General features: G+C 66.8%; 23 protein-coding genes. 16 read left to right on the top strand and 7 right to left on the bottom strand.

Annotation, left to right across the window (positions count from 1 at the left end; translation table 11 throughout):
• Positions 1-130 precede the first annotated feature (130 nt).
• On the top strand, positions 131-2,197 hold the full coding sequence (metG, locus tag HWY37_RS03505; protein ID WP_176087872.1) for a methionine--tRNA ligase: 2,067 nt from the start codon (positions 131-133) through the stop codon (positions 2,195-2,197).
• A 68-nt stretch (positions 2,198-2,265) separates the two neighbouring features.
• On the opposite strand, the gene HWY37_RS03500 is transcribed toward metG, so the two are convergent.
• From HWY37_RS03500 to HWY37_RS03490, 3 genes are all read right to left on the bottom strand, one after another.
• Positions 2,266-3,003, bottom strand: coding sequence for a sulfurtransferase (locus tag HWY37_RS03500; RefSeq protein WP_176087871.1), 738 nt, complete (start codon positions 3,001-3,003; stop codon positions 2,266-2,268).
• A gap of 85 nt (positions 3,004-3,088) precedes the next feature.
• Positions 3,089-3,886, bottom strand: coding sequence for an META and DUF4377 domain-containing protein (locus tag HWY37_RS03495; protein WP_176087870.1), 798 nt, complete (start codon positions 3,884-3,886; stop codon positions 3,089-3,091).
• Positions 3,887-4,020: 134 nt separating this feature from the next.
• Positions 4,021-4,551, bottom strand: a complete 531-nt coding sequence (locus tag HWY37_RS03490; RefSeq protein WP_175207371.1) for an META domain-containing protein — start codon at positions 4,549-4,551, stop codon at positions 4,021-4,023.
• Positions 4,552-4,858: 307 nt separating this feature from the next.
• Here HWY37_RS03490 and HWY37_RS03485 point away from each other — a divergent pair, with 307 nt between their 5' ends.
• Positions 4,859-6,019, top strand: coding sequence for an acyltransferase family protein (locus HWY37_RS03485; protein WP_176087869.1), 1,161 nt, complete (start codon positions 4,859-4,861; stop codon positions 6,017-6,019).
• Here the strand turns inward: HWY37_RS03485 and HWY37_RS03480 are convergent.
• A complete protein-coding gene (locus HWY37_RS03480) occupies positions 6,000-6,395 on the bottom strand; it encodes a helix-turn-helix domain-containing protein (RefSeq protein ID WP_175207373.1) in 396 nt (131 codons plus the stop codon). The two genes, HWY37_RS03485 and HWY37_RS03480, sit on opposite strands and share 20 nt — an antisense overlap.
• Before the next feature lie 633 nt (positions 6,396-7,028).
• Between HWY37_RS03480 and HWY37_RS03475 the strand changes: the two genes are divergently transcribed.
• A complete protein-coding gene (locus tag HWY37_RS03475; protein WP_176087868.1) occupies positions 7,029-7,847 on the top strand; it encodes a winged helix-turn-helix domain-containing protein in 819 nt (272 codons plus the stop codon).
• Positions 7,848-8,291: 444 nt separating this feature from the next.
• Positions 8,292-9,503, top strand: a complete 1,212-nt coding sequence (gene kch / locus HWY37_RS03470; protein WP_176087867.1) for a voltage-gated potassium channel protein — start codon at positions 8,292-8,294, stop codon at positions 9,501-9,503.
• 9 nt (positions 9,504-9,512) lie between these two features.
• On the opposite strand, the gene HWY37_RS03465 is transcribed toward kch, so the two are convergent.
• Both HWY37_RS03465 and HWY37_RS03460 read right to left on the bottom strand, forming a co-directional pair.
• Positions 9,513-11,090 (bottom strand): EAL domain-containing protein, encoded by a 1,578-nt coding sequence (locus HWY37_RS03465; RefSeq protein WP_343060914.1) that lies wholly within the window; start codon positions 11,088-11,090, stop codon positions 9,513-9,515.
• Positions 11,091-11,202: 112 nt separating this feature from the next.
• Entirely contained in the window at positions 11,203-11,820 is a 618-nt protein-coding gene (locus HWY37_RS03460) for a TetR/AcrR family transcriptional regulator (protein WP_175207377.1), read from the bottom strand.
• Between the two features lie 199 nt (positions 11,821-12,019).
• Between HWY37_RS03460 and HWY37_RS03455 the strand changes: the two genes are divergently transcribed.
• From HWY37_RS03455 to phbB, 6 genes are read left to right on the top strand one after another with little or no spacing between them, the layout of a single operon-like run.
• Entirely contained in the window at positions 12,020-13,504 is a 1,485-nt protein-coding gene (locus HWY37_RS03455) for an efflux transporter outer membrane subunit (protein ID WP_175207378.1), read from the top strand.
• Positions 13,505-13,525: 21 nt separating this feature from the next.
• Positions 13,526-14,593 carry an HlyD family secretion protein gene (locus tag HWY37_RS03450; RefSeq protein ID WP_176087865.1) on the top strand — a complete coding sequence of 356 codons (1,068 nt, stop codon included), beginning with the start codon at positions 13,526-13,528 and terminating at the stop codon, positions 14,591-14,593.
• Entirely contained in the window at positions 14,593-17,337 is a 2,745-nt protein-coding gene (gene rbbA / locus HWY37_RS03445; protein ID WP_176087864.1) for a ribosome-associated ATPase/putative transporter RbbA, read from the top strand. Before HWY37_RS03450 ends, rbbA begins: the two co-directional genes overlap by 1 nt.
• 1 nt (position 17,338) lies before the next feature.
• Complete coding sequence (locus HWY37_RS03440) at positions 17,339-18,463, top strand: ABC transporter permease (protein WP_176087863.1); 1,125 nt, start codon at positions 17,339-17,341, stop codon at positions 18,461-18,463.
• 44 nt (positions 18,464-18,507) lie between these two features.
• Entirely contained in the window at positions 18,508-18,978 is a 471-nt protein-coding gene (locus HWY37_RS03435) for a hypothetical protein (RefSeq protein ID WP_175209852.1), read from the top strand.
• On the top strand, positions 18,968-19,714 hold the full coding sequence (gene phbB, locus HWY37_RS03430; RefSeq protein ID WP_175209853.1) for an acetoacetyl-CoA reductase: 747 nt from the start codon (positions 18,968-18,970) through the stop codon (positions 19,712-19,714). The genes HWY37_RS03435 and phbB overlap by 11 nt, the downstream gene beginning before the upstream one ends.
• 23 nt (positions 19,715-19,737) lie before the next feature.
• Here the strand turns inward: phbB and HWY37_RS03425 are convergent, their stop codons facing one another.
• Positions 19,738-20,634: a LysR family transcriptional regulator gene (locus HWY37_RS03425; RefSeq protein ID WP_175209854.1), complete on the bottom strand. Its 897-nt coding sequence runs from the start codon at positions 20,632-20,634 to the stop codon at positions 19,738-19,740.
• A 137-nt stretch (positions 20,635-20,771) separates the two neighbouring features.
• Between HWY37_RS03425 and HWY37_RS03420 the strand changes: the two genes are divergently transcribed.
• The 6 genes from HWY37_RS03420 (at position 20,772) to HWY37_RS03395 (ending at position 25,971) form a co-directional block, all read left to right on the top strand.
• Positions 20,772-21,389 carry a nitroreductase family protein gene (locus HWY37_RS03420; RefSeq protein WP_175209855.1) on the top strand — a complete coding sequence of 206 codons (618 nt, stop codon included), beginning with the start codon at positions 20,772-20,774 and terminating at the stop codon, positions 21,387-21,389.
• 20 nt (positions 21,390-21,409) lie between these two features.
• A complete protein-coding gene (locus HWY37_RS03415) occupies positions 21,410-22,288 on the top strand; it encodes an EamA family transporter (RefSeq protein WP_176087862.1) in 879 nt (292 codons plus the stop codon).
• Positions 22,289-22,379: 91 nt separating this feature from the next.
• Positions 22,380-23,075 carry an alpha/beta hydrolase gene (locus HWY37_RS03410; RefSeq protein WP_176087861.1) on the top strand — a complete coding sequence of 232 codons (696 nt, stop codon included), beginning with the start codon at positions 22,380-22,382 and terminating at the stop codon, positions 23,073-23,075.
• Between the two features lie 304 nt (positions 23,076-23,379).
• Complete coding sequence (locus tag HWY37_RS03405; RefSeq protein ID WP_175209859.1) at positions 23,380-24,816, top strand: cytochrome ubiquinol oxidase subunit I; 1,437 nt, start codon at positions 23,380-23,382, stop codon at positions 24,814-24,816.
• A 4-nt stretch (positions 24,817-24,820) separates the two neighbouring features.
• Entirely contained in the window at positions 24,821-25,828 is a 1,008-nt protein-coding gene (gene cydB, locus HWY37_RS03400) for a cytochrome d ubiquinol oxidase subunit II (protein WP_175209860.1), read from the top strand.
• Positions 25,828-25,971: a DUF2474 domain-containing protein gene (locus HWY37_RS03395; protein ID WP_076815610.1), complete on the top strand. Its 144-nt coding sequence runs from the start codon at positions 25,828-25,830 to the stop codon at positions 25,969-25,971. Before cydB ends, HWY37_RS03395 begins: the two co-directional genes overlap by 1 nt.
• Positions 25,972-25,983 lie beyond the last annotated feature (12 nt).

Below are 25,983 nucleotides of genomic sequence, written 5' to 3'. Positions count from 1 at the left end.
CCGCAACCCGCCTGATTCGCCAGCCGCGAAGGGCGGGTTGAGTCATTGACGGACCGCCGCCGGGCAAGTCCCGGCGCTTGCCCTAAAATGGCCGGCCTACCCCTTTTTCCCTCAACCTCGACCGACAACCATGTCTCGCACCCTTTTTGTCACCACTGCGCTGCCCTACGCCAACGGATCTTTCCACATCGGCCACATCATGGAGTACATCCAGGCCGATATCTGGGTTCGTTCGATGCGAATGGCGGGCCACACGGTGCACTTCGTGGGTGCGGACGACGCGCACGGCGCGCCCATCATGCTGAAGGCGGAAAAGGAAGGCATCACGCCGCAGGCCCTGGTGGCCCGCTACGCCGCCGAGCGCCCGCAGTACCTGAACGGCTTCCACATCCGCTTCGACCACTGGCACTCCACCGATTCCGCCGAGAACGTCGCGCTGTCGCAGGACATCTACCGCGCGCTCAAGGCCCAGGACCTGATCGAAACCCGCTCCATCGAGCAGTTCTACGATCCGGTCAAGGGCATGTTCCTGGCCGACCGCTACATCAAGGGCGAATGCCCCAAGTGCCACGCCAAGGACCAGTACGGCGATTCCTGCGAGGTCTGCGGCGCGGTCTACGCGCCCACCGACCTCATCAATCCGTACTCGGCCCTGACCGGCGCCACCCCGGTGCTGAAGTCCTCGGACCACTTCTTCTTCAAGCTGTCGGACCCGCGCTGCGTGGAATTCCTGCAGCAATGGACCACCGGCAGCAACGCCGCCGGCGGCAAGCACCTGCAGCCCGAAATGCTGGCCAAGACGCGCGAATGGCTGGGTTCGGATGACGGCGAGGCCAAGCTGGGCGACTGGGATATTTCCCGCGACGCGCCCTACTTCGGCATCGAGATCCCGGACGCGCCGGGCAAGTACTTCTACGTCTGGCTGGACGCGCCGGTGGGCTACCTGGCCTCGCTGAAGTCGTATTGCGCCGTCAAGGGCCTGGATTTCGACAAGCTGCTGGACCCCGCCGGCCCCACCGAACAGGTCCACTTCATCGGCAAGGACATCGTGTACTTCCACGCGCTGTTCTGGCCCGCGATGCTGAAGTTCGCCGGCCGCAAGACGCCGGACGCGGTCAATGTGCACGGTTTCATCACCGTCAGCGGCGAAAAGATGTCCAAGAGCCGCGGCACCGGCATTTCGCCGCTGCGCTACCTGGAACTCGGCATGAACGCCGAATGGATGCGCTACTACATCGCCGCCAAGCTGAACGCCCGGGTCGAAGACATGGACTTCAACCCCGAGGACTTCATCGCCCGCGTCAACAGCGACCTGATCGGCAAGTACGTCAACATCGCCAGTCGCGCCGCCAGCTTCATCACCAAGCATTTCGACGGCGTCCTCGGCTATTCGGGCGACACCGCGGCGCTGGCCGCGGAGTACGCCGAACAGGCGGAATCGATCCGCGCCGCCTTCGAAGCGCGCGAATACAACCGCGCCATCCGCGAAATCATGGCCTACGCCGACCGCATCAACCAGGCGTTCGACACGGCCCAGCCCTGGGTGCTGGCCAAGGGCATCGCCACGGCCGATGACGCGCAGAAGGCCGCCCTGCAGGACATCTGCTCGCGCTCGCTGGCCGGCTTCAAGGCGCTGTCCGTGATGCTGGCGCCGGTGCTGCCGGCCCTGTCGGAACGCGTGGCGCTCGAATTGTTCGGCGCGCAGGCGCCGTTCACCTGGGCCGACGCCGCGGTGCTGCCGCAGCGCGTGGCGCCGTTCAAGCACCTGATGCAGCGCGTCGAACCGCAGATGCTGGAAGACCTGTTCGAGCCGCCCGCCGCCCCCGTGGTGGTGCCCGGCGGCGAGCCCATCGCCGAGACCATCTCCATCGACGACTTCGCGCGCGTCGACCTGCGCATCGCGCAGATCGTCAACTGCGAACACGTGGAAGGCTCGACCAAGCTGCTGCGCCTGACGCTGGACGCGGGCGAAGGCCGCCACCGCAACGTGTTCTCGGGCATCAAGTCGGCCTACAAGCCGGAAGACCTGATCGGCAAGCTGACCGTCCTGGTGGCCAATCTGGCCCCGCGCAAGATGAAGTTCGGCGTATCCGAAGGCATGGTGCTGGCCGCCAGCCATGCGGACGAGTCCGTGGACGCCGGCATCTACGTGCTGGAGCCGTTCCCCGGCGCCAAGCCCGGCATGCGCGTGCGCTGATTCCGCAAGCCCGCAACATGCAAAAAAAGCCCGCCGACCGGCGGGCTTTTTTTATTGCAGGCCAGGCATCAGGCCTTGCTGGGCGCCAGCCCCGGATCCAGCGAAATGCGCTCGTCGAACACGAAGCACTTGCCGTCGTAGCCCGGGCCGCAGGTTTCCTCGAAATACTTGAGAATGCCGCCGTCGAGCTGGTAGACGTTCTCGATGCCGGCCTCGTTCATGTAGATGGCGGCCTTCTCGCAGCGGATGCCGCCGGTGCAGAAGCTGACCACGGTCTTGCCTTCGAGCTCGGCGCGATGCGCCTGCACCGCCGCGGGGAATTGCGTGAAGCGTTCGATGCGCCAGTCGATGGCGTTCCTGAAGGTACCTTCATCGACCTCGAAGGCGTTGCGCGTGTCCAGCATGACTACGGGCCGCCCCGCGTCGTCCACGCCCTGCTCCAACCAGCGCGCCAGCGTCTGCGCGTCCACGCCGGGCGCGCGGCCCGCCTCGGGCCGGATCGCCGGGTGGTCCATGCGAATGATCTCGCGCTTGATCTTCACCAGGAGCTTGCGGAACGGCACCGTGTCGCTGTGGCTGAACTTCACTTCCAAATCAGCGAAGCGCGGATCCGCGCGCAGCGCGCGCAGGAAGGCATCGATGCCATCCGCCGAACCCGCCAGAAACAGGTTGATGCCCTCTTCGGCCAACAGGATGGTGCCCTTGAGCGCGGCCTGGCCGGCCTCATCCAGAAGGCGGGCGCGCAGTTCCGGCAGGGAGTCCAGCGAAACGAATTTGTAAGCGGCGATATTGACGACGGCAGTCATGGAAAAGCGGAAAAAAGCGGGCGGCGAAAGGCGTAATAGTAATCGCTGGGCGGTTTTACCCGCCCCCCGCCGCGCTTGATCCCGCTCAACGATTGACGATTTCCTGTTCGACCACCGCGTCCAGCACCCATTGCACCGTCGACGCGTCGGCCGGCGGATTCGGGTTCTGCACTTCGACCACGCGCAGCCGGTAGCGCACGCCGGGCTGGAAGTTGAAGCCGGTGATGTCGCCGTACCAAAGCTGCCAGGGCTGCGCCGCGCTGTCGCGCACCTGGTAGCACATGCCGCGGCCCGCGCCCGAGGTGCAGGGCACGCGCTCCGAATTCACGTAGACCAGCTTGGAGGGGCCCTGTTGGCCGCCGGCGATGGGATCGGCGCGGCGGCCGAAGTCCAGCTTGTCGCCCGAGCTGAGGACCCAGCTCATGCGCTGGGGATTATTGGGGTTGTCCACCGAGCTGGCCGTGATGCTCGTCAGGGCAGCCAGGAAATCCTGTTCCAGCTGCATGTTCTGCGAGGCGCAGGCCATCCGGGTCGAGGCCGGATGCCCCTGCACGATCAGCAGGCCGTTGGCGACGGTGTAGGCGCCGTTGTACTGGTTGCAGCCCGCAAAGCCCGAAATGCGCGGGCGGCCCTGGTCATGGACGAAGCTGACCGTGAGCGGGCGCGAATTGGTCGACGGGTGCGGGATCGAGCGCAAAGCGCCGCCCGGCAGCGTCCAGCGCGCCAAATCCCAACTGGTCTGCGCCAGCATGTCGGAGGCGGAGGCGGGCTGGAAACGGGGATCCTGCCCGTCCGCGGCGCGCTGCGGCGGCGAAGAGCAGGCGGCAAGGCCGATGGACAACAGGCAAGGCGCCAGCCAGCGCAGGGACGAGGATATGGACATGAGGATCTCCCGGGACAATCAAGGACTGCCGCGCCCGCAATATGCCGCCGGGCCGGACCGCGCCATTGTAGGCCGGGCCCGGCACCATTTTTCACCGCTTAACACGCTTTGAAACGCGTTTTGACGCCCAGGCGCTACGGCGTGGGCGGGTCCTGGCGACGCTCGAATTCCAGCACGTCCCCGCCGCGCAGATTGAACGTCAGGTGCCGCGGCGCGCCGCCATTGTCGAGCGTGAAGGTATCGATCGAGGTCAGGCCGCGCAGGTAGTCCGCCTCCAGGCGCGCGCGTTCCGGCGCGGCGCAGGCCATGCGCGTGGCGGCTGGCGCATCGATGTGGAGCTTGCCGCCTTCCAGCTTGTAGGTGCCCATGTAGCGGTTGCAGCCGGCAAAGCCATTGACGCGGTATTGCTTGCCCTGCGCCAGGAAGGTCAGGCGCACGGGCTCGCCGTTGTCGCCATGGGGAATGTCGCGCAGCGCGCCGCCCGGCTGGGTCCAGCGCACCAGCTCCCAGCTGGTCTGGGCCAGCGAATCGGCGCTGCTGGCAGCGTTGGCCGCGGCGGCGCCTTGCGGGCGCGCGCCCCCGGTCGACCCGGCGCAACCAGCCAACGCCACGCTCAGGAGGCTGAGGCAAAGCAGGCGGCGAGGCATGGACAGGAGGATAGGCATGTACTGGACTCCAAACAATTCACATATCCCGACTGTAACCGGCCCGGGAGCGCGGCACGCGTGTCCTCAGCCCATAAGCGGTATCCAAAAGCAGCACGGCCTCCCCTGCCCTACAGGCCAATAGCATGGCCTGCTGCATCGTACGCCGCATGGCGGCGGCGGTCGTCGACGCGCAGAATCAGTGCAGATCGCAATCCCTGCCGCGCCGGACAACGCGAGGAAAAAGGAGCCGATCGGCAAGTATCGCGGGCGCAGGTGTCCGGCTTCTCTGGAAGCCAAAAATAAGATCAATCCGGGAGACACAGCGATGGGCTTTCTACGAACCTTGTTGGCATTGTCAGTCGTGCTCGACCATCTGGGCGGAGGCAACGCCGACCATCTGGTAGGCGGCCGCCTGGCGGTGCAGCTTTTCTACGTGATCTCGGGCTTCCTGATTTCCTATGTGCTGACCGCGACCGACCATTACCAGGGTGCGGTGGGCAAGTTCTATGCGAACCGGTTCCTGCGCCTGTTCCCGATCTACCTGGCCGTTGCGGCGCTGACGCTGGCCGCTCACGTCATGAGCGGCGGCGCCTTCTTCCGCATCTACGACGCCCTGCCCTTCAATGCGGAACTGTTCCTGGTGCTGTCGAACATTTTCATCATCGGCCAGGACTGGTTGATGTTCTTCGGCATCGAAAATTCCACACTGGCGTTCACCGGCAGCTTCGCGCACAGCGAAGTGCCGCTGTATCAAGGCCTGCTGGTGCCCCAGGCCTGGACCCTGGGCGTCGAGATGAGCTTCTACCTGGTGGCTCCCTTCATTCTGGGCTCGCCGCGGCGGCTGCTGGTCCTGCTGGCGGCATCGCTGGCGTTGCGCGCGGTGCTGGTCGCAGCAGGCATCGGCACCAACGACCCCTGGACCTACCGCTTCTTTCCGACGGAACTGGCGCTGTTCCTGCTCGGCTCGCTATCGCACCAGGTGCTGCTGCCGCGCTACAAGGCCTGGACGCAACGGATCAAGCGTCTGCCCGAGCTGGGCACCGCCGTATTGGCCGTCTACTGTCTGCTGCATTTCTCGATCGCCATCAACCACAACGTGCGTGACGGCCTGGCCGTGCTGCTGTTCGTGGCGCTGCTGCCGCTGGCCTTCCTGTTCCAATCGCGCCACCGCCTGGACAAGGCGATAGGCGAACTGAGCTATCCCATCTACATCTGCCATTCGCTGGTGATCCTGTTCTTCACCTGGCTGCTGGAAGAGGCGCACCTGGACCAGCCGCTGCTGTTCTCGGCGCTGGTGATCACCAGCACCATCGCATTTTCAGCCCTGCTCAACAGCGTCATCGCCGATCCGGTGGAACGGCTGCGCAGGCGCCTGCGTTCCGACGACGGCGAACAGACGCCGGCTGCCGACGCCAGGCGGCGGCCCACGGGCGCGCCAGCGCCCGCGCCCGCGCAGCCTATCGGCTCTATTCGCCGCGCGCCTTGATGTAGGCGGCCAGCACGTGCTCGATCTGCCGCTTTTCCTGGGAACTCAGGCGGGCATACGTGGCATAGGAGATGGTTTCGAAAGGCCAGGCCGCAGGCTGCGCCAGCCGATCCGCGCCGGCCTGGGCGGCTTCGGGCCCCGAGCTCAGCATCGGCCCTTCGCCGGTGCTGAGCCACATGGGGCTCACGCTCAGCGCGCGCGTCAGCTTGATCAGCGCATCGCTCGACGGCCGTCGGCGTTGCCCGCTTTCGTAGTTGCCGATAGCGCTTTGCGACAGGTTGCTCGCGACCGCCAAGTCCTTTTGAGTCCATCCCTGAAGCATTCTTGCGCTGCGCAGACGATGGCTAAACGTGTCCAATCGATCAACCCGAGACATTAATAAGAATTTATTTTTTGATTAAAGCATTTCAATACTGGCGCCAAATAAACGGATTGCCCCCCAATTCCCGGGCTAATCCGCAAATCGCGGCAACCGGCTGTCCGCGCGCCTCTCCGGTCCGCGCGGGCGTCTCGACGCGCCCCTGGCGCGGCGTCAAAAAAACCATATCTATCATTGGCTTGCATAGCCAAGCCGGCATCGTAGCGCCGTGGAGGAAAACCTGCGCAAGTTTATGGCGTTTCGAATATTAAAAATCGAAAATAATGTATCGGCGATACATAATCGGCGCCGGACCATGATGACAAAACAAACACTATTTCAAGCGTTTCCATGGCGCTGCACCCAGGCTTTCTGTTACTGTCAGAAACTAGAGATACGTATCTTCACAAAAAAACACGCCCGTGTTTAAATGAAACACGGGCGTGACTTCCAAGCAGCATCGAAGCATGGGCGGCCATCGGCGACGGCATGAAACCTGGGCAAGGGCCCGGCGTCGCGCCCATCCGAACAACACCGTCCGGCGCTTGCGCGCCGCGGCGCGCAGCACAGGGAGAGGGGGGCATGACACGCACCGCCACGGCTAGGCATCGGGCCCCGCAGCCATGCCCTGCCTCCCCATTGGAAGCATCAATGAACAACACGCTGGATGTCATCTTTCTGGGCCATGACGACGCCAGGCATGCCGGACTCGTCGAAGCCCTTTCCCACCTGGGTTTCAATGTCCGCCGCTGCCACGACCTGGCCGACGTCTACGACAGATACTCCCGCCGCCCCAGCCCCCTGGTCGTGCTGAAGGCGCCGCTGCCAGACATCCACAACGCCGCCGTCCGGCTGCGCGCGGTGGACCGCGGCCTGGGCATCGTCGCCATCGCCACCTTCACCGACGCCGAAAGCCGCATCCGCACCCTGCTCTGCGGCGCGGACGCCTGCCTGCCGTCGGACGTCACGGGGCTGGAGCTGGCCGCGGCGCTGCAGGCGCTGGTGCGCCGCGCGGTCGGCCTGGACAGCAGCGACGCGGCCGCCTCGGACGGGCACGCGCAGGATGAACCCGCGCAGGAAACCTGGCGCCTGGCGAACAAGGGCTGGACGCTGATCAGCCCCACGGGCCGGGCCCTGGGCCTGACCACGGGCGAACGCGACTTCCTGTCGCGGCTGGTGAACGCCCCCGACCGCAAGATCAGCCGCGACGCCTTCTACCCTGACGGCGCCGACGAAGCCGACGGCGGCATCACGCGGCGCCGTTTCGTCGACGTCATGATCAGCCGCCTGCGGCGCAAGGCGACGGCCCACCAGATGACACTGCCGATCCGCGCCGTGCACGGCTGGGGCTACATGTTCGCGGCGGACATCGCTCTGGACCTGGATTTTCGGGTGACTGGGGAAGAAAGCCGGCCGGAGGCCCAGGATGACTGGCGCCATGAAACGGCGGACGCGAACGCGTCGGCTTGAATTTGAAGCCTGGCCCTGGCGAGCCCGGCGGCCGGACGAAAAAAACGCGGCGCTGCCCCGAAAGGTTAAGACGCCGCGCTAAAACAACACGTGAACCTGGAGTCATCAGCCGGCACTGATGCCTACTACCTGGATCACGCGATTCCAACATTCGTGCCTCATACTGCTCACGTACGGTCAGACCGTGAACCTGAGCCGGGTCTCTAGTCCCTGCACAAGCTGCAACGTGATCAACGCCAGGCGATTCATCCGCTTGAAGAACAGCGGGCGTCCCGCCCTTATCAGCGGCGTTCCTTATGAATAGCCGCGTGATGAAGGAAGTTTAGGACGCCGGCCAGGTTTGCAGTAATTCTTTGTTGATAGCCTTCCATACATATCTGGTATAGCTCCGGCTGCCGCCTACAATGCCGGCAAAGGACTTGGGACCCGTTCCCGACTAACCTCATGCCCACACTGCACGTTCCCTTCGCGCACCGCCTCCGGAAGGTGCTGGCGCTGTTCCCGCCCAACTGGTGCCTGGCCATCCTGGTGGCGCTGGACGGCTATGCGTTCATGCATCCGGTGCTGCGCGAAGTGCGCGCGCGCGAATACGACTTCTGGCTCGCCATCGACAACTGGCAGGAAGTCATGCGCGTGGTCGGCCTCCTGGAGATACCACGCCTGGTACTCGGCGTGGGGCTGCAGGTCATCGCGCTGGGCCTGATCCTGAAGGCCCGCATCGCCTGGGCGTTTTCGCTGGTGCTGCTGATCGGCATCGGCACCTTCGCCATCATGGGCGACAGCGGCCGCGCCGGCCTGGGGATCTACACGCTGGTCCTGATCGTCGCGCTGATCGCCTACTGGCGCCGCTTCGACCGCGCCAGCGTCACGGCGGGTTCGCTGTTCGCCCTGGTCAGCATGCTGTCGCTGCTGATCTACGCGGTGTTCGGCACGCTCTACCTGGGCGATGAATTCAACCCGCCCATCACCGACATCACCACCGCGCTCTACTTCTCCATCGTGTCCATGTCCACGGTGGGCTATGGCGACATCACGCCGCACAGCGGCACCGCGCGGCTGTTCACCGCGTCGATTATCATCCTGGGCATCACCATCTTCGCCACCTCCATCAGCGCGATCGCCGGACCGGTGATCGGCGGCAATCTGAAACGGCTGGTCAAAGGCAGGTTCTCCACCGCCATGCGCAAAAACCACATCATCATCGCGGGCGCGACGCCCCTGGCCCTGAGCGTCTACGACGGCCTGCGCCGCCGCGGCGACGAAGTCACCGTCATCGTGCCCGCCGGCACGCCGCAGGAATACCCCGCAGCCACGGACCTGATCGAAGGCGACCCGTCCAGCGTGGAAGTGCTGCGCAACGCGGGCGTGACCCGCGCGCGCTACGTGCTGGCGCTGCGCGCCGACGACGCCGAAAACGCCTTCATTGTGATGGCCGCCAAGGAAGCAACCGGCGAGAACGGCGTCAAGACCGTGGCGCTGGTCAACACCAGCAAGCACCTGGAAAAGATCCGCCGCGTGCGGCCCGACCTGGTGTTCTCGCTGCAATTGCTGGGCGCCGAACTGCTGACCCGCGCCATCAACGGCGAACCCTTGGACAGCAAGAGCATCACCGACCTGTTCTTCGCCAAGGCCGAGCCGGACGCCAAGACCGCCTGAGCGGCGTGGCTACGCGGCCCAGGCCGCGGCGCCCGGCTGCTGGTGCCCGGCATACCAGCGCAGCAACTCGGCCGAAGGCATGGGCCGCGCGAACAGATAGCCCTGGATGAACGCCACGCCGCGCGCCTTCAGGTAATCGAACTGATATCCGGTTTCCACGCCCTCGGCCACCACCGACAATCCCAGGCGGTGCGCCAGCGTGATGATGGCGTCCAGCACCGGCGCCTCTTCGCCGGCCGGCCCGATGGCCTGCACGAAGCCCTGGTCGACCTTCAGGTAGTCCACCGGAAACTTCTGCAGGTATGACAGGGAACAGTGCCCCGTGCCGAAGTCGTCGATGGCCACGCGCACGCCCTGGGCGCGCAGCGCGTCGATATTGCGCCGCGCCTGGCCGTTGTCGGTGATCAGGCTGCGTTCGGTGATCTCCAGCACCACCAGCGGCTGGCTTGCCGCGACCTGCGCCGCGAAGGCCTGGACGTCGGGCAGCAGTTCCGCGCTGGACAAGTGTTCGGCCGCGATGTTCACGGCGATATGGAAGTGCGGCGGCATGGTCCAGGTCCGCATGTCGCGTTCGATCAGCCGCAGCAGGTGCTGGGTCAGTTCGATGATCATGCCGTCCGTCTCGGCTTGCGCGATGAACACATCCGGGCGCACCGGCCCGATGCCCGGCCGCTCCCAGCGCATCAGCGCCTCCACGCCCTCGCAGCGGCTCGTGGCCTGCGAATACACCGGCTGGTAATGGACCAGGAACTCGCCGGCCCGCATGGCGCGGCGCAACTGCTCCCTGAACGATCGCCTGCTGGCCTGTAGCCGGTGCGTGCCCAGCGCCAGGATCACGCCCAGCAGCAGCGCCACCGGCAGGTACGTCGCCATGGAGCGAGACCAGGCGCGCACCAGGTTCTCCGGAGGCGCCACGACATTGACGGTCAACGCCACGCCATCGTCCTCGTCCGCGCTTTCCTGATGCAGCGCCACCGCGCGCGCCGCCGCGCCGCCCCAGGAATCGCTGCGTATCGGCGCGCCCTTCCCGCCGACGATCAGCTCCAGCTGCAGGTCGTCCATGGTGGCTACCGCGTTCAGCAGATCCTGCACATAGCGGCCGTCCACCACCACCATGCCGCTGTTGCCCTCCGCATTGGACTTGCCCAGCAGGATGGCCGGACGGTCGGGCGCCAGCGGCGTGCCCGTCACCGACATCTGCCAGCGGTCCGGCGACAGCTCGACGTTCCAGCGGCTGAAATCATCGATCGTGGCGCTGACCGGCCCCACCGCCGACGAGCAATACACCTGCTCCTTCCTGAGCAGGACCAGCGAGCGGAAATACGGATTCAGCGTGCCCCAGCGCTGCAGGGCGGGCAGCACCTCGGCGCAGGGCTTGCCCGCCTGCTCCGTCACCCGCTCCAGCATGTCATGGGATTGGGTCAGGATGCTTTCGGTCTGGGCGAGCACGATGCGCGCGGTAGTTTCGCCTTCGAGCCGCTGCGCGCTGTTGGCCTGCAGCCAGGTCCAGCCGACGCAGGCCAGGATGGGCAGGATCAATGCCAAAGCCACTGGCAGATAACGCCAGGCCGGTGCGTCGCTAGTCACTCCCGATGTCGCCATGTCACCTCGCTGCCCAGATCGTGCATGGCCGCGGCGCGACCACTCTGGATAGGACACCAAGCCGGCCGCAGCGTCAAGAAACCCTTTGCCGGCCCCTTCAGGCATGCGCCGGACGCAGCAGTTCGCAGATCAGCGCCACGTGCGCCTGGCGCCGCTCGGGCAAGTCGATGCGTTCGTCCGGTCCCAGCAGGACCGACATGACCAGCGTGTGCACGATGGGCGAGAGCAGCAGCCAGGGGTGCTTCAGCGCCACGCAATCGGCGCACAGGCCGCGGGCCCGCGCGCGTTCCAGCAGCGCCGCAATGTCGGCCTGGTGCGCGTCCGCGGTCTCCTGCCGCCAGCGCGCCGCCAGATGGGGCACGCGGCCGCTCTCGGCCAGCAGCAGCCGCATGGTGCTGATCATGGCCGGATTGCCCAGGCTGACATGCAGATGGTTGACGATGCGTTCCGCCAGATGGCGCGGCGAGCCCGCGCCATCCACCACAGCCTCGATGTCCAGCCGCGAGGGGCTCAGGTGGCGCGCCAGCAGGGCCTCGAAGACCGCTTCCTTGCTGTCGAAATGCGCATAGAGGCCGCCCTTGGACAGCCCGGCCCGCAGCGCGATGTCGTCCATCCTGGCGCCGGCATAGCCTGCTTGCGAGAACTCCTGCAGCGCGGCATCGAGGATCTGCCCGACCCGCACGGCCGGAGGAAGACGACGGCGCTGCATGCCCATCCTTCTACTCCCTGTGCGTATGGATTCCATTAAAAACCGACCGGTCAGTCGTTACTTTGATTCTGATCAAGGAATGCTCAGCCGCCGCGCTGCACAATACATCCAAGCATGAACCCGGTACCGGGTCCGCCCCCGGCGCGGCGCCACAAGCCCGCCTTGCCCAGGGACGCGCCCGGCCCCCGCGCTGGAGAGACTACGCATGACACGCCGCCCGTTTCCGGCCACGATCGCCGCGCGCTTCGCACCCGCAGCCCTGCTGGCGCTGCTGGCCGGCGGCTGCGTTTCCATGGCGCCCGACTACGACCGCCCCGCCCTGCCAGTGCCCGCCGCCTACACGGCCCCGGCCCCAGGCGTTGCAACCTCGGCTGCGACCGCAGCGGCGGCCGCCGAAATCAGCTGGCGCGCCTACTTCCCCGATCCCGCGCTGCAAGCGCTGATCGCCACCGCCATGGACAACAACCGCGACCTGCGCCGCGCCCTGCTGCGGGTCGAAGAGGCGCGCGCCCTGTACGGCATCCAGCGCGCGGACCAGTTCCCCACCATCGGCGCACAAGCCGACGGCTCCCGCTCCCGCGTGCCGGGAGACCTGAACCTCACCGGGCAACCGCTGGTCTCCAGCCAATATCAGGTGGGCCTGGGCATGGCCAGCTGGGAACTGGACTTCTGGGGCCGCGTGCGCAGCCTGAAGGATGCCGCGCTGCAGAACTACCTGGCCTCCGACGCCGCCGCCCGAGCCGCCACGCTCAGCCTGATCGCCGAAGTGGCGGACAGCTACCTGTCGCTGCGCGAACTGGACGAACGCCTGACGCTGACGCGCGAGACCATCGCCTCGCGCGAGGAATCGCTGCGCATCTTCCGCCGCCGTTTCGAGGAAGGCGCAATATCCAAGCTGGACCTGACCCAGGTGGAAACGCTGTGGCAGCAGGCCAAGGCGCTGGGCGCGGACCTCGAACAGACCCGCGCCTCCCAGGCCCATGCGCTGGAGCTGCTGGTCGGCGCGCCGCTCAACCTGCCCAAGCTGCCCGCGCGCCTGGACGATGGCGCCGTCATGCGCGAATTGCCGGCCGGCCTGCCCTCGGACCTGCTGGTCAACCGCCCCGACATCGTCGCAGCCGAACACCAGCTCAAGGCCGCCAACGCCAACATCGGCGCGGCCCGCGCCGCCTTCCTGCCCAGCATCACCCTGACCGGCGCGTTCGGCACCGCCAGCAGCGAGCTGGACGGCCTGTTCGCGGGCGGCAGCCGCGCCTGGAACTTCGCGCCCAGCATCAACCTGCCGATCTTCGACGCCGGCCGCCGCTCGGCCAACCTGGACCTGACCGAAGCGCGCCGCGACCAGGCGGTCGCCGCCTACGAACAGACCATACAGACCGCGTTCAAGGACGTGTCCGATGCGCTATCGGCCCGCTACTGGCTCGCCGAACAGGTGGACGTGCTGCGCGCCACCGTGGCCGCGCAGGCCGAGCGCGCGCGCCTGGCGCAGCTGCGCTATGACCATGGCGCCTCTCCCTACCTGGAAGTGCTGGACGCGCAGCGCGATCTGCTGGCCGCCCAGCAAAAGCTGGCGCAGACCCGCCGCGCGCTGCTGTCCAGCCGCGTCCGGCTGTACGCGGCGCTGGGCGGCGGCACGCAAGTCCCCGCCGAGGCGCCCGCCGCCAGCGCGCAAGACGCCAGCCCCCGATAAACCCAGACTCAAGGATCCCCGATGCGCCTGCCCACCCGAAAACTGGTCCCTGTCCTGATCGCCCTGGCGGTCGCCGCTGGCGGCTATTACGGCTGGCGGCTGCTGTCCAACACCGGTCCAGGCGCGGGCTTCATCAGCGGCAACGGCCGCATCGAGGCCACCGAGATCGACGTGGCCGCCAAGCTGGCCGGCCGCGTGCAGGACGTGCTGGCCGTGGAGGGCGATTTCGTCAGCGCCGGCCAGCCGCTGGCGCGCATGCAGATCGACACCTTGCAAGCGCAGCGCGAGGAAGCCCGCGCCCAGCACCAGCAAGCCGTCAACGGCGCGGCCAGCGCCAGCGCCCAGGTCGCGCAGCGCGAAAGCGACAAGCTGGCGGCGGAGGCGGTGGTCGTGCAACGCGAAAGCGAACTGGATGCCGCGCGCCGCCGCCTGGCGCGCTCCGAAACCCTGTCCAAGGAAGGCGCGTCGTCGATCCAGGAACTGGATGACGACCGCGCCCGCGTGCGCAGCGCGCAAGCCTCGGTGCACGCCGCGCGCGCGCAGGTCAAGGCCGCGCAGGCCGCCATCGACGCCGCGCGCGCCGCCGAAATCGGCGCCCAATCCGCCGTCAGCGCGGCGCAGGCCACCATCGCCCGCATCGAAGCCGACATCGCCGATAGCGAGCTGCGCGCGCCGCGCGACGGCCGCGTGCAGTACCGCGTCGCGCAGCCGGGCGAAGTGCTGGGCGCGGGCGGCAAGGTGCTGAACATGGTGGACCTGACCGATGTCTACATGACCTTCTTCCTGCCCGAGCAGGCGGCCGGCCGCGTGGCGCTGGGCCAGGACGTGCGCATCATCCTCGACGCCGCGCCGCAATACGTCATCCCCGCCAAGGTGTCCTTCGTGGCCAGCACCGCGCAATTCACGCCGAAGACGGTGGAAACGGCCAGCGAACGGCAGAAGCTGATGTTCCGCGTCAAGGCGCAGATCAGCCCCGAACTGCTTAAGCGACACCTGAAGCAGGTCAAGACCGGCCTGCCCGGCGTGGCCTGGCTGAAGCTGGACGCCGATGCCCAATGGCCCGCCAACCTTGAAGTCAAGGTGCCCTGATGACCGCCCCGGACACCGCGCCCGTCGTGAAGCTGTCCGGCGTCAGTCTGCGCTATGGCAAGGCCGTGGCGCTGGACGGCATCACCCTGGACATCCCCGCCGGCCGCATGGTGGGCCTGATCGGCCCCGACGGCGTGGGCAAGTCCAGCCTGCTGGCCCTGATCGCAGGTTCGCGCGCGGTGCAGGAAGGCAAGGTGGACGTGCTGGACGGCGACATGGCCAGCCGCCGCCACCGCGACGACGTGTGCCCGCGAATCGCCTACATGCCGCAGGGCCTGGGCAAGAACCTCTATCCCACGCTCTCCGTCGAAGAGAACCTGCAGTTCTTCGGCCGGCTGTTCGGCCATGACGAGGCCGAACGCCGCCGACGCATCGACAGCCTGACGCGCAGCACCGGCATGTCGGCCTTCCTGTCGCGTCCCGCCGGCAAGCTGTCGGGCGGCATGAAGCAGAAGCTGGGGCTGTGCTGCGCCCTGATCCATGATCCCGACCTGCTGATCCTGGACGAGCCCACCACCGGCGTGGATCCGCTGGCGCGCGCGCAGTTCTGGGACCTGATCAACGAAATCCGCCGCGAACGCAGCGGCATGAGCGTCATCGTGGCCACGGCCTACATGGATGAGGCACAGCGCTTCGACTGGCTGATCGCCATGGACGAGGGCCGGGTGCTGGCCACCGGCACGCCCGCCGAACTGGAGCAGCGCACCGGCGCGGACTCGCTGGAAGCCGCCTTCATCTCCTTGCTGCCGGAGGAAAAGCGGCGCGGCCACAAGCCGGTGGAGATCGTGCCGCTGGCCATCGACGAAAACGCAGAGATCGCCATCGAGGCGCGCGACCTGACCATGCGCTTCGGCGATTTCGTCGCCGTGGACCATGTCAACTTCCGCATCCGCAAAGGCGAGATCTTCGGCTTCCTGGGATCCAACGGCTGCGGCAAGTCCACCACCATGAAAATGCTGACGGGCCTGTTGCCCGCCAGCGAGGGGCAGGCCTGGCTGTTCGGCGCCGAGGTCGATCCGCGCAACATCGATACCCGCCGCCGCGTCGGCTATATGTCGCAGGCGTTTTCGCTGTACGGCGAACTGACCGTGATGCAGAACCTGGTGCTGCACGCGCGCCTGTTCCACGTGCCGGAAGCCGAGATCCCCGCGCGCGTGGACGAGATGGTGCGGCGCTTCGACCTGGGCGACGTGCTGGACACCTTGCCCGAGAATCTGCCCATGGGCGTGCGCCAGCGCCTGTCGCTGGCCGTGGCCATGGTGCACAAGCCCGAACTGCTGATCCTGGACGAACCGACCTCGGGCGTGGATCCCGTCGCACGCGACAATTTCTGGCGGCTGCTGATCGCGCTGGCGCGGCAGGACCAGGTCACCATCTTCATCTCCACGCACTTCATGAACGAGGCCCAGCGCTGCGACCGCATGTCGCTGATGCATGCGGGCAAGGTGCTGGTCAGCGCCTCGCCCGACGAGATCACGCGGATGCGCGGCGCAAGGACGCTGGAAGAAGCCTTCATCGCCTACCTGATCGATGCTGGCGCCGGCACCAAGGCAGAAGACGCGCCCGCCGAGGCCGCGCCCGCCATGGAGCCCGCGAGCGCCGAGACGCCGGACCATCGCGGCTTCAGCCTGCAGCGCATGCTGAGCTATATGTGGCGCGAATCGCTGGAACTGCGCCGCGATCCGGTGCGCGCCACGCTGGCGCTGGCGGGTTCGCTACTGCTGATGTTCGTGATCGGCTTTGGCATCAGCCTGGACGTGGAAGACTTGCGCTACGCGGTCATGGACCGCGACCAGACCGGCCTGAGCCAGAACTACAGCCTGAATCTCGCGGGCTCGCGCTACTTCATCGAGCATCCGCCCATCTCCAGCTACGAAGAGATGGATGCGCGCATGCGCAGCGGCGAGCTGTCCCTGGCCATCGAGATCCCGCAGGGCTTCGCCCGCGACGCTGAACGCGGCAACGGCGCGCAGATCGGAGTGTGGATCGACGGCGCCATGCCGCAGCGCGCCGAGACCATCCGCGGCTACGTACTGGGCATGCATCAAGGCTGGCTGATGCAGCAGGCGCGCGAGCGGCTGGGCGCGAGCGCCACCCTGCCGGTCAGCATAGAGACGCGCTTCCGCTACAACCCCGACGTGCGCAGCCTGCCCGCCATGGTGCCCGCCGTGATTCCGCTGCTGCTGCTGATGATGCCGGCGATGCTGACCGCGCTGGCGGTGGTGCGCGAGAAGGAGCTGGGTTCCATCATCAATCTGTACGTCACGCCGGTGACGCGGCTGGAGTTCCTCCTGGGCAAGCAGGCGCCCTACGTGGCGCTGGCCATGTTGAATTTCCTGCTGATGACGCTGCTGGCCGTGACGCTGTTCGGCGTGCCCATCACCGGCAGCTTCCCGACCCTGCTGGCGGCCGCGCTGATCTACAACGTAGTGGCCACCGCCATCGGGCTGCTGGCCTCCACCTTCACGCGCAGCCAGATCGCGGCGCTGTTCTTCACCATGATAGGCACGCTGGTGCCCGCGGTGCAGTTCGCCGGCCTGCTCAACCCCGTATCGTCGCTGGAAGGCGCCGGACGCCTGATCGGGCAGATCTACCCGGCCACGCACATGCTGACCATCAGCCGTGGCGTCTTCAGCAAGGCCCTGGACTTCTCCAACCTGCAAAGCTCGTTCTGGCCGCTGCTGATCGCCATTCCCGTCATCCTGGGCGCCTCGACGCTGCTGCTGAAGAAACAGGAGACCTGAGATGCGGCACCTGGCCAACATTTACCGCCTGGGCGTGAAGGAGCTGTGGAGCCTGGCGCGCGATCCGATGATGCTGATCCTGATCCTCGTGTCGTTCACGCTGATGATCTACACGGCCGCCACGGCGGTGCCGGAAACGCTGCACAACGCCCCGATCGCGGTGATCGACGAGGACGTCTCGCCCTTGTCCACGCGCATTGCCTCGGCCTTCTACCCGCCCCATTTCACGCCGCCGGACCTGACGACCTCTGCCCAGGCCGATGCCGGCATGGACTCGGGGCGCTACACGTTCTCGGTCAACATCCCGCCCAATTTCCAGCGCGACGTGCTGGCCGGCAGGCCCGCGGAGATCCAGCTCAACGTGGACGCGACGCGCATGAGCCAGGCATTCACGGGCAGCAGCTACATCCAGCAGATCATCACCGACGAAATCAACGAATTCGTCAAACGCTACCGCGCGCCCACCGAACTGCCGGTGGAACTGGCCGTGCGCATGCGCTTCAACCCCAATTTGACCCAGGCCTGGTTCGGCGCGCTGATGGAGATCATCAACAACGTCACCATGCTCTCCATCATCCTGACCGGCGCAGCCCTGATCCGCGAGCGCGAGCACGGCACCATCGAGCACCTGCTGGTCATGCCGGTGACGCCCACTGAAATCATGGTCGCCAAGGTCTGGTCCATGGGGCTGGTGGTTTTGGCGTCTGCTGGGCTATCGTTGACTTTCGTGGTACGCGGCTTGCTGCACGTGCCTATCGAAGGGTCCGTGGCGCTGTTCCTGGTTGGCGCGGCGCTGCATCTCTTCGCTACGACCTCCATGGGCATTTTCATGGCCACGCTTGCACGCAGCATGCCCCAGTTCGGCATGCTGCTGGTACTAGTGCTGCTGCCCCTGCAAATGCTGTCGGGCGGCACGACGCCGCGCGAAAGCATGCCGCAATTCGTACAGGACATCATGCTGGCCGCCCCCACCACCCACTTCGTGGAACTCGGCCAGGCCATTCTCTACCGCGGCGCGGGTATCAGCGTCGTATGGCAGCCCTTCCTCGCGCTGGCGCTGATAGGTTCGGTCCTGTTCGCGTTCTCCCTGGCGCGCTTTCGCAAGACCCTCAGCCAGATGGCTTGAGGCCTGTGTATTCGTTACCCCTTACCACTCTCTTAAAAGGACGGATGATGAAGAAGACCACTGCCTCCACGCCTCAGGGCCTTGCCGGCGCCAATGCCGCCTACTGCCAGCGCATGGCCCAGCTTGCCCAGGAAAGCCAGCAGCGCTGGCTCGAACTGGGCCGCCGCCTGGCCGGCGACAATGCCGAAAAATACCTCTCCACGCTGGCGCCGCTACAACAGTCCGGCAATTGGCAGGAGATCGCTCCCGCGCTGGGCGAAATCACGCGCAAGCAATGGCAATGCCAGCTTGAAGCCAGCCAGGCCATCACGCACGCGCTGCTCGAAGAACAGGCCACACTGGCCGCCGGCATGAGCGAAGCCATGACCGGCTGGCTGAAGCAGGCCACCGGCGGCGCCATGGGCGTGGACGCCACGCCCATGGCGCAGATCTGGAAAACCCTGTCCAGCCAGATGGCGACCGCCTGCTCGGCCATGCGCGACGCCAGCCAGCCGGGAGCCCACCATGACGGCTGAACGCTGCGCGCTGGTCACCGGCGGCGCCGGCTGCCTGGGTCAGGCCATCGCCCGCGCCCTGCATGATGCCGGCCACCAGGTCATCATCACCTACCACTCCAGCGAGGACGCCGCGCGCGCCTGGGTGGACGCGGAGGCGGCCCAGGGCCGACGCTACGCCATGTACAAGGTGGACGTGGCGGACTATGACTCCTGCCAGGCGCTGGCCCGGCGCCTGGAGGAAGACGGCCGCCAGATCGACATCCTGGTCAACAATGCCGGCATCACCCGCGACGCCAGCCTGCGCAAGATGAGCTACGACAACTGGACCGACGTCCTGCGCAACAACCTGGACTCCATGTTCAACATGACGCAGCCTTTGTGCGGCGCCATGGCCGACCGCGGCTGGGGCCGCATCGTCAACATCTCGTCCGTCAATGGCAGCAAGGGCGCGTTCGGCCAGACCAACTACGCGGCCTCCAAGGCCGGCATACACGGCTTCACCAAATCCCTGGCGCTGGAGCTGGCCAAGAAGGGCGTGACCGTGAACACCGTGTCGCCCGGCTACCTGGCGACACGCATGGTCGAAGCCGTGCCGGAAGAGGTTCTGAAGGAAAAGATACTGCCGCAGATTCCCCTGGGCCGGCTGGGCCGGCCGGAGGAGATCGGCGCGCTGGTCGCCTTCATCTGCAGCGATGCCGCCGGCTTTATGACAGGCAGCAATGTCGCCATGAACGGCGGACAGCACATGTACTGACGCGGCACGGACGCGCCACGGGCCTATTCCCGCGGCGCGTCCAGTTCTTCCAGCAGGAAGTCCACGAAGGCGCGCACCTTGGCCACCATGTGGCGGCGCGACGGATACACCGCGTAGATGAAGGTTTCGTCCGGCGTCCAGTCCTCCAGCACGGCCTGCAGCGCACCGCTGTCCAGGTCCTGCTGCACGTACACGCGCGGCACCAGGCTGACGCCGAAGCCCGCGCGCAAGGCATCGCGCACCGCCAGGCTGGAGCTGACCTTGTAGCGCCCCCGCACCGGCACGCGCTCGGTCTGCTCCCCGCGCTTGAAGGTCCATTCGGCCGCATGGCCGGACAAGGTGAACTGCACGCACTCCATGCCGCGCAGCGCCAGGGGCGAGGCCGGCGCGCCGTGGCGCTCGAAATAGGCCGGCGCGCCGCAGAGCACATGGTCCAGCGTCATCAGCTTGCGCGCCACCAGGCTGGAATCCTCCAGCCTGTCGGTGCCGCGTATGGCCAGGTCGTAACCTTCCTTGACGATGTCGATGCGGCGGTCCTCCAGGTTCAGGTCCAGCGACACCTGCGGATAGCGAGCCAGGAAGCGCGGCATGGCGGCGGACAGCCGTACCAGGCTCAGGGACATGGGCGCACTGACCCGCAAGGTGCCCGACGGCGCCTGCTGCAAGGGCCCCAGCGATTGCTCCGCCTCGTTCAGGTCGTCCAGGATGCGCGCCACCTGCTCGTAGTAGCGCGCGCCGGCCTCGGTCAGGCTCATGCGGCGGGTGGTGCGGTTAAGCAGCCGCGCCGCCAGGTGGGCTTCCAGCTCGGCGATGTTCTTGCTGACCGCGGCGGGCGACAAGCCCATCCGCCGCGACGCGGCCGCGAAGCCGCCTCGCTCCACCACCTGCCTGAACACCTTCAGCGCCGTCAGATGATCCATGGATTATTCACCCTTGGTAAATGATATTGCCATTGAATTGGATATTATCGCCGTGGCGCGATTCAATTAGCCTGTGGACATGGATCCGGCGCGCATGTGGCGAGCCGGCAATCGCAGCAAATCCCAAGGACGCAGCCATGAACCACGCCCTGACCGACGCCATCGCGCAACGCACTTCCGCCAACTTCTTCGACCCCGCCCGCGGCGTGGACGACGACGACATCCACACCCTGATCTCCTGGGCCACCCGCGCCCCCACCGCCTTCAACCTGCAGAACTGGCGCTTCATCGCCGTGCGCAGCCAGGACGGCAAGCGCCGCCTGCGCGAGCTGGCCTGGAACCAACCCAAGGTGAGCGAGGCCGCGGTGACTTTCATCGTGCTGGGCGTGCTGCCGCAGGCCGCCTGGATGGCCGACCGCCTGCAGCCCTCGGTGGACGCCGGCTTCATGCCCGCGGCCATGGTGCCCTCGTGGGAGGCTGCCGCCAGCCGCCTCTATGCCGATTCTCCGCAGACCCGCCGCGACGAGGCTGTGCGCAGCGCCACCTTCGGCGCCTCGACGCTGATGCTGGCGGGCCAGGCGCGGGGCCTGGCCGCCAGCCCCATGACGGGCTTCGACGCGCCGGGCGTGGCCGAGGCCTTCGGCTTGCGCCAGGAAGAAGTGCCGGTCATGCTGGTCGCCATGGGCTACGCGCAAGACGGCAACTGGCCGCAAAAGCCGCGCCGCCCCGTCAACGACGTCCTCGAACTCGCCTGAGCCCCGCCGGAGCGCACACCATGAACCGCGGTTCCGATCTGCTGCTGACTGCCCTGGCGCCCGCCATCTGGGGCAGCACCTATGTCGTCACCACCCTGATGCTGCCGCAGGACTACCCGCTGACGGTGGCCATGCTGCGCGCCCTGCCGGCCGGCATCCTGCTGCTGCTGGCCGTGCGCCAGCTGCCGCAAGGCATCTGGTGGCTGCGCGCCTTCATCCTGGGCGCGCTGAACTTCTCCGTCTTCTGGGCCCTGCTGTTCGTGGCGTCGTACCGCTTGCCTGGCGGCGTGGCCGCCACGCTGGGCGCGATCCAGCCGCTGGTGGTGATCATGCTGGCGCGCAGCCTGTTGGGCACGCCGGTGCGTAGCCTGTCGGTGCTGGCGGCCCTGGGCGGCCTGGGCGGCGTGGCGCTGCTGGTGCTGACGCCCAAGGCGGCGCTGGACCCTGTCGGCATCGCGGCCGGCCTGATCAGCGCGGTCTCGATGGCGCTGGGCACCGTGCTCAGCCGCCGCTGGCAGCCGCCGGTGTCGGCGCTCACCTTCACCTCGTGGCAGCTGACGGCGGGCGGCATCCTGCTGGTGCCGCTGGCGCTCGCGGCCGAACCCGCCCTGCCGCCGCTCTCCGTACTGAACATGGCCGGTATCGCCTATCTGGGCCTTATCGGCGCGGCGCTGACCTATGTGCTCTGGTTCCGCGGCGTGGCGCGGCTGGAACCTGCCGTGGTGTCCTCGCTAGGCTTTCTCAGTCCCATCACCGCCGTACTGCTGGGTTGGGGCATCCTGGGCCAGCAACTGAGCGCCGCGCAGATCGCCGGCATGGTGATCGTGGTCGCCAGCGTGTGGCTGAGCCAGCGCGCCCAGCGCCGTGCCGCGCCGGCGCCGGCGCCCCGGCCGCTGTAACACGTCCAGGCAAGCCGGCGTCCAAAAAAAGATGGCGGCGCCGGCTCGCCAAGTGCATGATCGTTGCTCCATCCCTGGAAGGAGCCGCACCATGAGCAGCAAACCCAGCATCATTCTTGTCCACGGTTTCTGGGGCGGCGCCGCCCACTGGACCCGGGTCATTCTTGAACTGGCCCGCAAGGGCTATCAAGACCTGCACGCCGTGGAGATGCCGTTAACGTCCCTGGCCGACGACGCCGAACGCACGCGCAAGATGATCGCGCAACAAAAGGGGCCTGTGCTGCTGGTGGGCCATTCGTATGGCGGCGCCGTCATCAGCGAAGCCGGCAATCAGCCCAATGTGGCCGGCCTGGTGTACATCGCCGCCTTCGCGCCGGACGCGGGCGAAAGCCCCGGCGGCATCACGCAGGAACACCTGCCGGCGGCCGCTCCCAATCTGGCGCCCGATAGCGACGGCTACCTGTGGCTGCGTCCGGACAAGTTCCACGAGAGCTTCTGCCAGGACCTGTCCGCCGACGAAGGCCTGGTCATGGCCGTCACGCAGAAAGCGCCGCTGGCCAGCACCTTTGGCCAGACGGTATCCGTCCCCGCATGGCGCAGCAAACCGTCCTGGTATCAGATCTCCAGCCAGGATCACATGATCGCCCCCGAGAACCAGACACGGATGGCCGCGCGCATGAACACGCGCAAGACCATCACCCTGGATGCCAGCCACGCGTCGCTCGCGTCCCGCGCCGGCGAGGTCGCCGGATTGATCGACGAGGCCGCGCGTTCCTGCGCGTCGTGAACATCCCGCGCCGCCCTGGCGGGCGCGTTCCGGCCTGGCGGATCAGGGGACGCACCCGCTCTCTCTGTGCTGCTTTTTTTGTAACTTGAAAGCGAAAGAGCCGGCTTCAGCACAGCGGCTTTCCCTATGAAAACCGTGCATAGGCGGATCAGTCTGGCCAAACTGATCCGCTTTTTTCATTCTTTTCTGAATCTGTACTGATAACGCCCGCGGCTCTAACTTCGTGGTGTAGCTCAAACACCCGTCAGCGCAGGCCGTCTTGTGATGGTTGCAGCGCGCTGGCGACGAAGTCAGGAATACCGCCATGGATAGCGACGCGCTATTGCTTGCCCGAATACAGTTCGGCTTCACCATCTCCTTTCACATCATCTTTCCCGCCATCACCATCGGCCTGGCCAGCTATCTCGCCGTGCTCGAAGGCCTGTGGCTGCGCACGCGCAACACCGTCTACCGCGACCTCTACCATTTCTGGACCAAGATCTTCGCCGTCAACTTCGGCATGGGCGTGGTGTCCGGCCTGGTGATGGCGTACCAGTTCGGCACCAACTGGAGCTTCTTCTCCGATTTCGCCGGCAGCGTGACCGGGCCCCTGCTGGCCTACGAAGTGCTGACCGCCTTCTTCCTTGAAGCCGGCTTCCTGGGCGTGATGCTGTTCGGCTGGTCGCGCGTGGGGCCGGGCCTGCACTTTTTCTCGACCGTGATGGTGGCGCTGGGCACGCTGGTGTCGGCCACCTGGATCCTGGCGTCCAACAGCTGGATGCAGACGCCCGCGGGCTACGAAATCCTGGACGGCCGGGTGGTGCCCACCGACTGGCTGGCCGTCATCTTCAATCCGTCCTTCCCCTACCGCCTGGCGCACATGGGCATCGCCGCCTTCCTGGCGACCGCGCTGATGGTAGGCGCCTCCGGCGCCTGGCACATGCTGCGCGGCGACCGCAGTCCGGCCGTGAAGAAGATGTTCGCGATGGCGATGAGCATGCTGTTGCTGGTGGCCCCGCTGCAAGCCGTGGTGGGCGACTTCCACGGCCTGAACACGCTGAAGCACCAGCCCGCCAAGATCGCGGCCATCGAAGGCCATTGGGAAAACGAACCCGGCGCCGGCGTGCCGCTGACGCTGTTCGGCATTCCCGACATGGAGCGCGAGGAAACGCGCTACGCGCTGAACATTCCGCGCCTGGGCAGCCTGATCCTCACGCACAGCTGGGACGGCCAGTTCCCCGGCCTGAAGTCCTATCCGCCCGAAGACCGGCCCAACGCCACGGCCGTGTTCTGGTCGTTCCGCGTGATGGCGGGCCTGGGCATGCTGATGATCGCCCTGGCCATCTGGGCGGCCTGGTCGCGCTGGCGCGGCCGGCTGTACGAATCGCGCTGGCTGCACCGCTTCGCGCTGTGGATGGGGCCGTCCGGGCTGATCGCCATCCTGGCCGGCTGGTACGTGACCGAGATCGGCCGCCAGCCCTGGGTGGTGTACGGAGTGATGCGCACCGCCGACGCGGCCACCCCGCACGGTCTGGGTGAACTGACGCTGACGCTGGCGCTGTTCGTGGTGGTGTACCTGCTGGTGTTCGGCGCGGGCGTCTCGTACATGCTGCGCCTGATCCGCATGGGCCCCAGCCCCGCCTCCGGCCATGCGCCGCTGTCGGGCGGTCCGGGCGAACCGCGCCAGCCGTCGCGGCCGCTGTCGGCCGCCTCCACCCTGGCGGGCATCGAGCCCGCGCAACGCAAGCATTCAGGAGTCTGAGGCCATGGGCATCGACCTTGCACTGGTATGGGCCGTCATCATCCTGTTCGGCGTGATGATGTACGTAATCATGGATGGCTTCGATCTGGGCATCGGCATCCTCTTTCCGCTGATCTCCGACCGCGAGGAGCGCGACGTCATGGTCAACACCGTGGCGCCCGTGTGGGACGGCAACGAAACCTGGCTGGTGCTGGGCGGCGCCGGCCTGATGGCCGCGTTCCCGCTGGCCTACTCGGTGATCCTGAGCGCGCTGCACCTGCCGCTGGTGTTCATGCTGCTGGGCCTGATCTTCCGCGGCGTGGCGTTCGAGTTCCGCTTCAAGGCGGACGAGCACCACCGCCCGCTGTGGGACCGCGCCTTTGTCCTCGGCTCCGTGTGCGCCACGTTCTTCCAGGGCGTGACGCTGGGCGCCTACATCGAAGGCATCCCGGTCGTGGACCGCGCTTACCAGGGCGGAGCCTGGGACTGGATCAGCCCCTTCTCGCTGTTTACCGGCGCGGGGCTGGTGGTGGCCTACGCGCTGCTGGGCTGCACCTGGCTCATCATGAAGACCGAAGGCCGCCTGCACCGCCACATGTGCGACATCGCGCGGCCGCTCACGCTGGCGCTGCTGGCCGTGATCGCCGCGCTCAGCCTCTGGACGCCGCTGGCGCAGCCGCAGATCGCGCAGCGCTGGTTCAGCCTGCCCAACATGTTCTGGTTCCTGCCGGTGCCGCTGCTGGTTGCGATAGCCGGCTTCGATCTCATTCGCCGCGTCAGGGGCATGCCCAACGCCGGCCCCTTCGTGCTGTCGCTGGCGCTGCTGTTCCTGGGCTACAGCGGCCTGGGCATCAGCATCTGGCCCGCCATCATCCCGCCGGACGTGTCCATCTGGACCGCATCCGCGCCCGCGCAAAGCCAGGGCTTCGCGCTGGTGGGAGCGCTGGTGATCATTCCGATTATTCTCATGTACACCGCCTGGTCGTACTACGTGTTCCGGGGCAAGGTGCGCCTCGGCGAGGAGTTCCACTGATGAACGGCTCCCAACCCTCCCTGCCCTCGTGGCGCAGCCGCCTGCTCTGGCTGGCGATGATCTGGGCATGCAGCGTCGCGGCGCTGGGCGTGGCGGCCTACGCACTGCGCCTGGTGATGAGATCCATCGGCATGTCGACCTGAATACGACCCACG

It is taken from the genome of Achromobacter anxifer, assembly GCF_903652925.1.
Taxonomy (GTDB): Bacteria; Pseudomonadota; Gammaproteobacteria; order Burkholderiales; family Burkholderiaceae_B; genus Achromobacter; species Achromobacter anxifer.
The sequence above is the reverse complement of the archived record's forward strand: the minus strand, read 5'-3'. Positions and strand labels throughout refer to the sequence as shown.

Coding starts and splice junctions, on each gene's coding strand:
- metG (WP_176087872.1), top strand. CDS start 131: ATGTCTCGCACCCTTTTTGTCACCACTGCGCTGCCCTACGCCAACGGA.
- HWY37_RS03500 (WP_176087871.1), bottom strand. CDS start 3,003: ATGACTGCCGTCGTCAATATCGCCGCTTACAAATTCGTTTCGCTGGAC.
- HWY37_RS03495 (WP_176087870.1), bottom strand. CDS start 3,886: ATGTCCATATCCTCGTCCCTGCGCTGGCTGGCGCCTTGCCTGTTGTCC.
- HWY37_RS03490 (WP_175207371.1), bottom strand. CDS start 4,551: ATGCCTATCCTCCTGTCCATGCCTCGCCGCCTGCTTTGCCTCAGCCTC.
- HWY37_RS03485 (WP_176087869.1), top strand. CDS start 4,859: ATGGGCTTTCTACGAACCTTGTTGGCATTGTCAGTCGTGCTCGACCAT.
- HWY37_RS03480 (WP_175207373.1), bottom strand. CDS start 6,395: ATGTCTCGGGTTGATCGATTGGACACGTTTAGCCATCGTCTGCGCAGC.
- HWY37_RS03475 (WP_176087868.1), top strand. CDS start 7,029: ATGAACAACACGCTGGATGTCATCTTTCTGGGCCATGACGACGCCAGG.
- kch (WP_176087867.1), top strand. CDS start 8,292: ATGCCCACACTGCACGTTCCCTTCGCGCACCGCCTCCGGAAGGTGCTG.
- HWY37_RS03460 (WP_175207377.1), bottom strand. CDS start 11,820: ATGGGCATGCAGCGCCGTCGTCTTCCTCCGGCCGTGCGGGTCGGGCAG.
- HWY37_RS03455 (WP_175207378.1), top strand. CDS start 12,020: ATGACACGCCGCCCGTTTCCGGCCACGATCGCCGCGCGCTTCGCACCC.
- HWY37_RS03450 (WP_176087865.1), top strand. CDS start 13,526: ATGCGCCTGCCCACCCGAAAACTGGTCCCTGTCCTGATCGCCCTGGCG.
- rbbA (WP_176087864.1), top strand. CDS start 14,593: ATGACCGCCCCGGACACCGCGCCCGTCGTGAAGCTGTCCGGCGTCAGT.
- HWY37_RS03440 (WP_176087863.1), top strand. CDS start 17,339: ATGCGGCACCTGGCCAACATTTACCGCCTGGGCGTGAAGGAGCTGTGG.
- HWY37_RS03435 (WP_175209852.1), top strand. CDS start 18,508: ATGATGAAGAAGACCACTGCCTCCACGCCTCAGGGCCTTGCCGGCGCC.
- phbB (WP_175209853.1), top strand. CDS start 18,968: ATGACGGCTGAACGCTGCGCGCTGGTCACCGGCGGCGCCGGCTGCCTG.
- HWY37_RS03425 (WP_175209854.1), bottom strand. CDS start 20,634: ATGGATCATCTGACGGCGCTGAAGGTGTTCAGGCAGGTGGTGGAGCGA.
- HWY37_RS03420 (WP_175209855.1), top strand. CDS start 20,772: ATGAACCACGCCCTGACCGACGCCATCGCGCAACGCACTTCCGCCAAC.
- HWY37_RS03415 (WP_176087862.1), top strand. CDS start 21,410: ATGAACCGCGGTTCCGATCTGCTGCTGACTGCCCTGGCGCCCGCCATC.
- HWY37_RS03410 (WP_176087861.1), top strand. CDS start 22,380: ATGAGCAGCAAACCCAGCATCATTCTTGTCCACGGTTTCTGGGGCGGC.
- HWY37_RS03405 (WP_175209859.1), top strand. CDS start 23,380: ATGGATAGCGACGCGCTATTGCTTGCCCGAATACAGTTCGGCTTCACC.
- cydB (WP_175209860.1), top strand. CDS start 24,821: ATGGGCATCGACCTTGCACTGGTATGGGCCGTCATCATCCTGTTCGGC.
- HWY37_RS03395 (WP_076815610.1), top strand. CDS start 25,828: ATGAACGGCTCCCAACCCTCCCTGCCCTCGTGGCGCAGCCGCCTGCTC.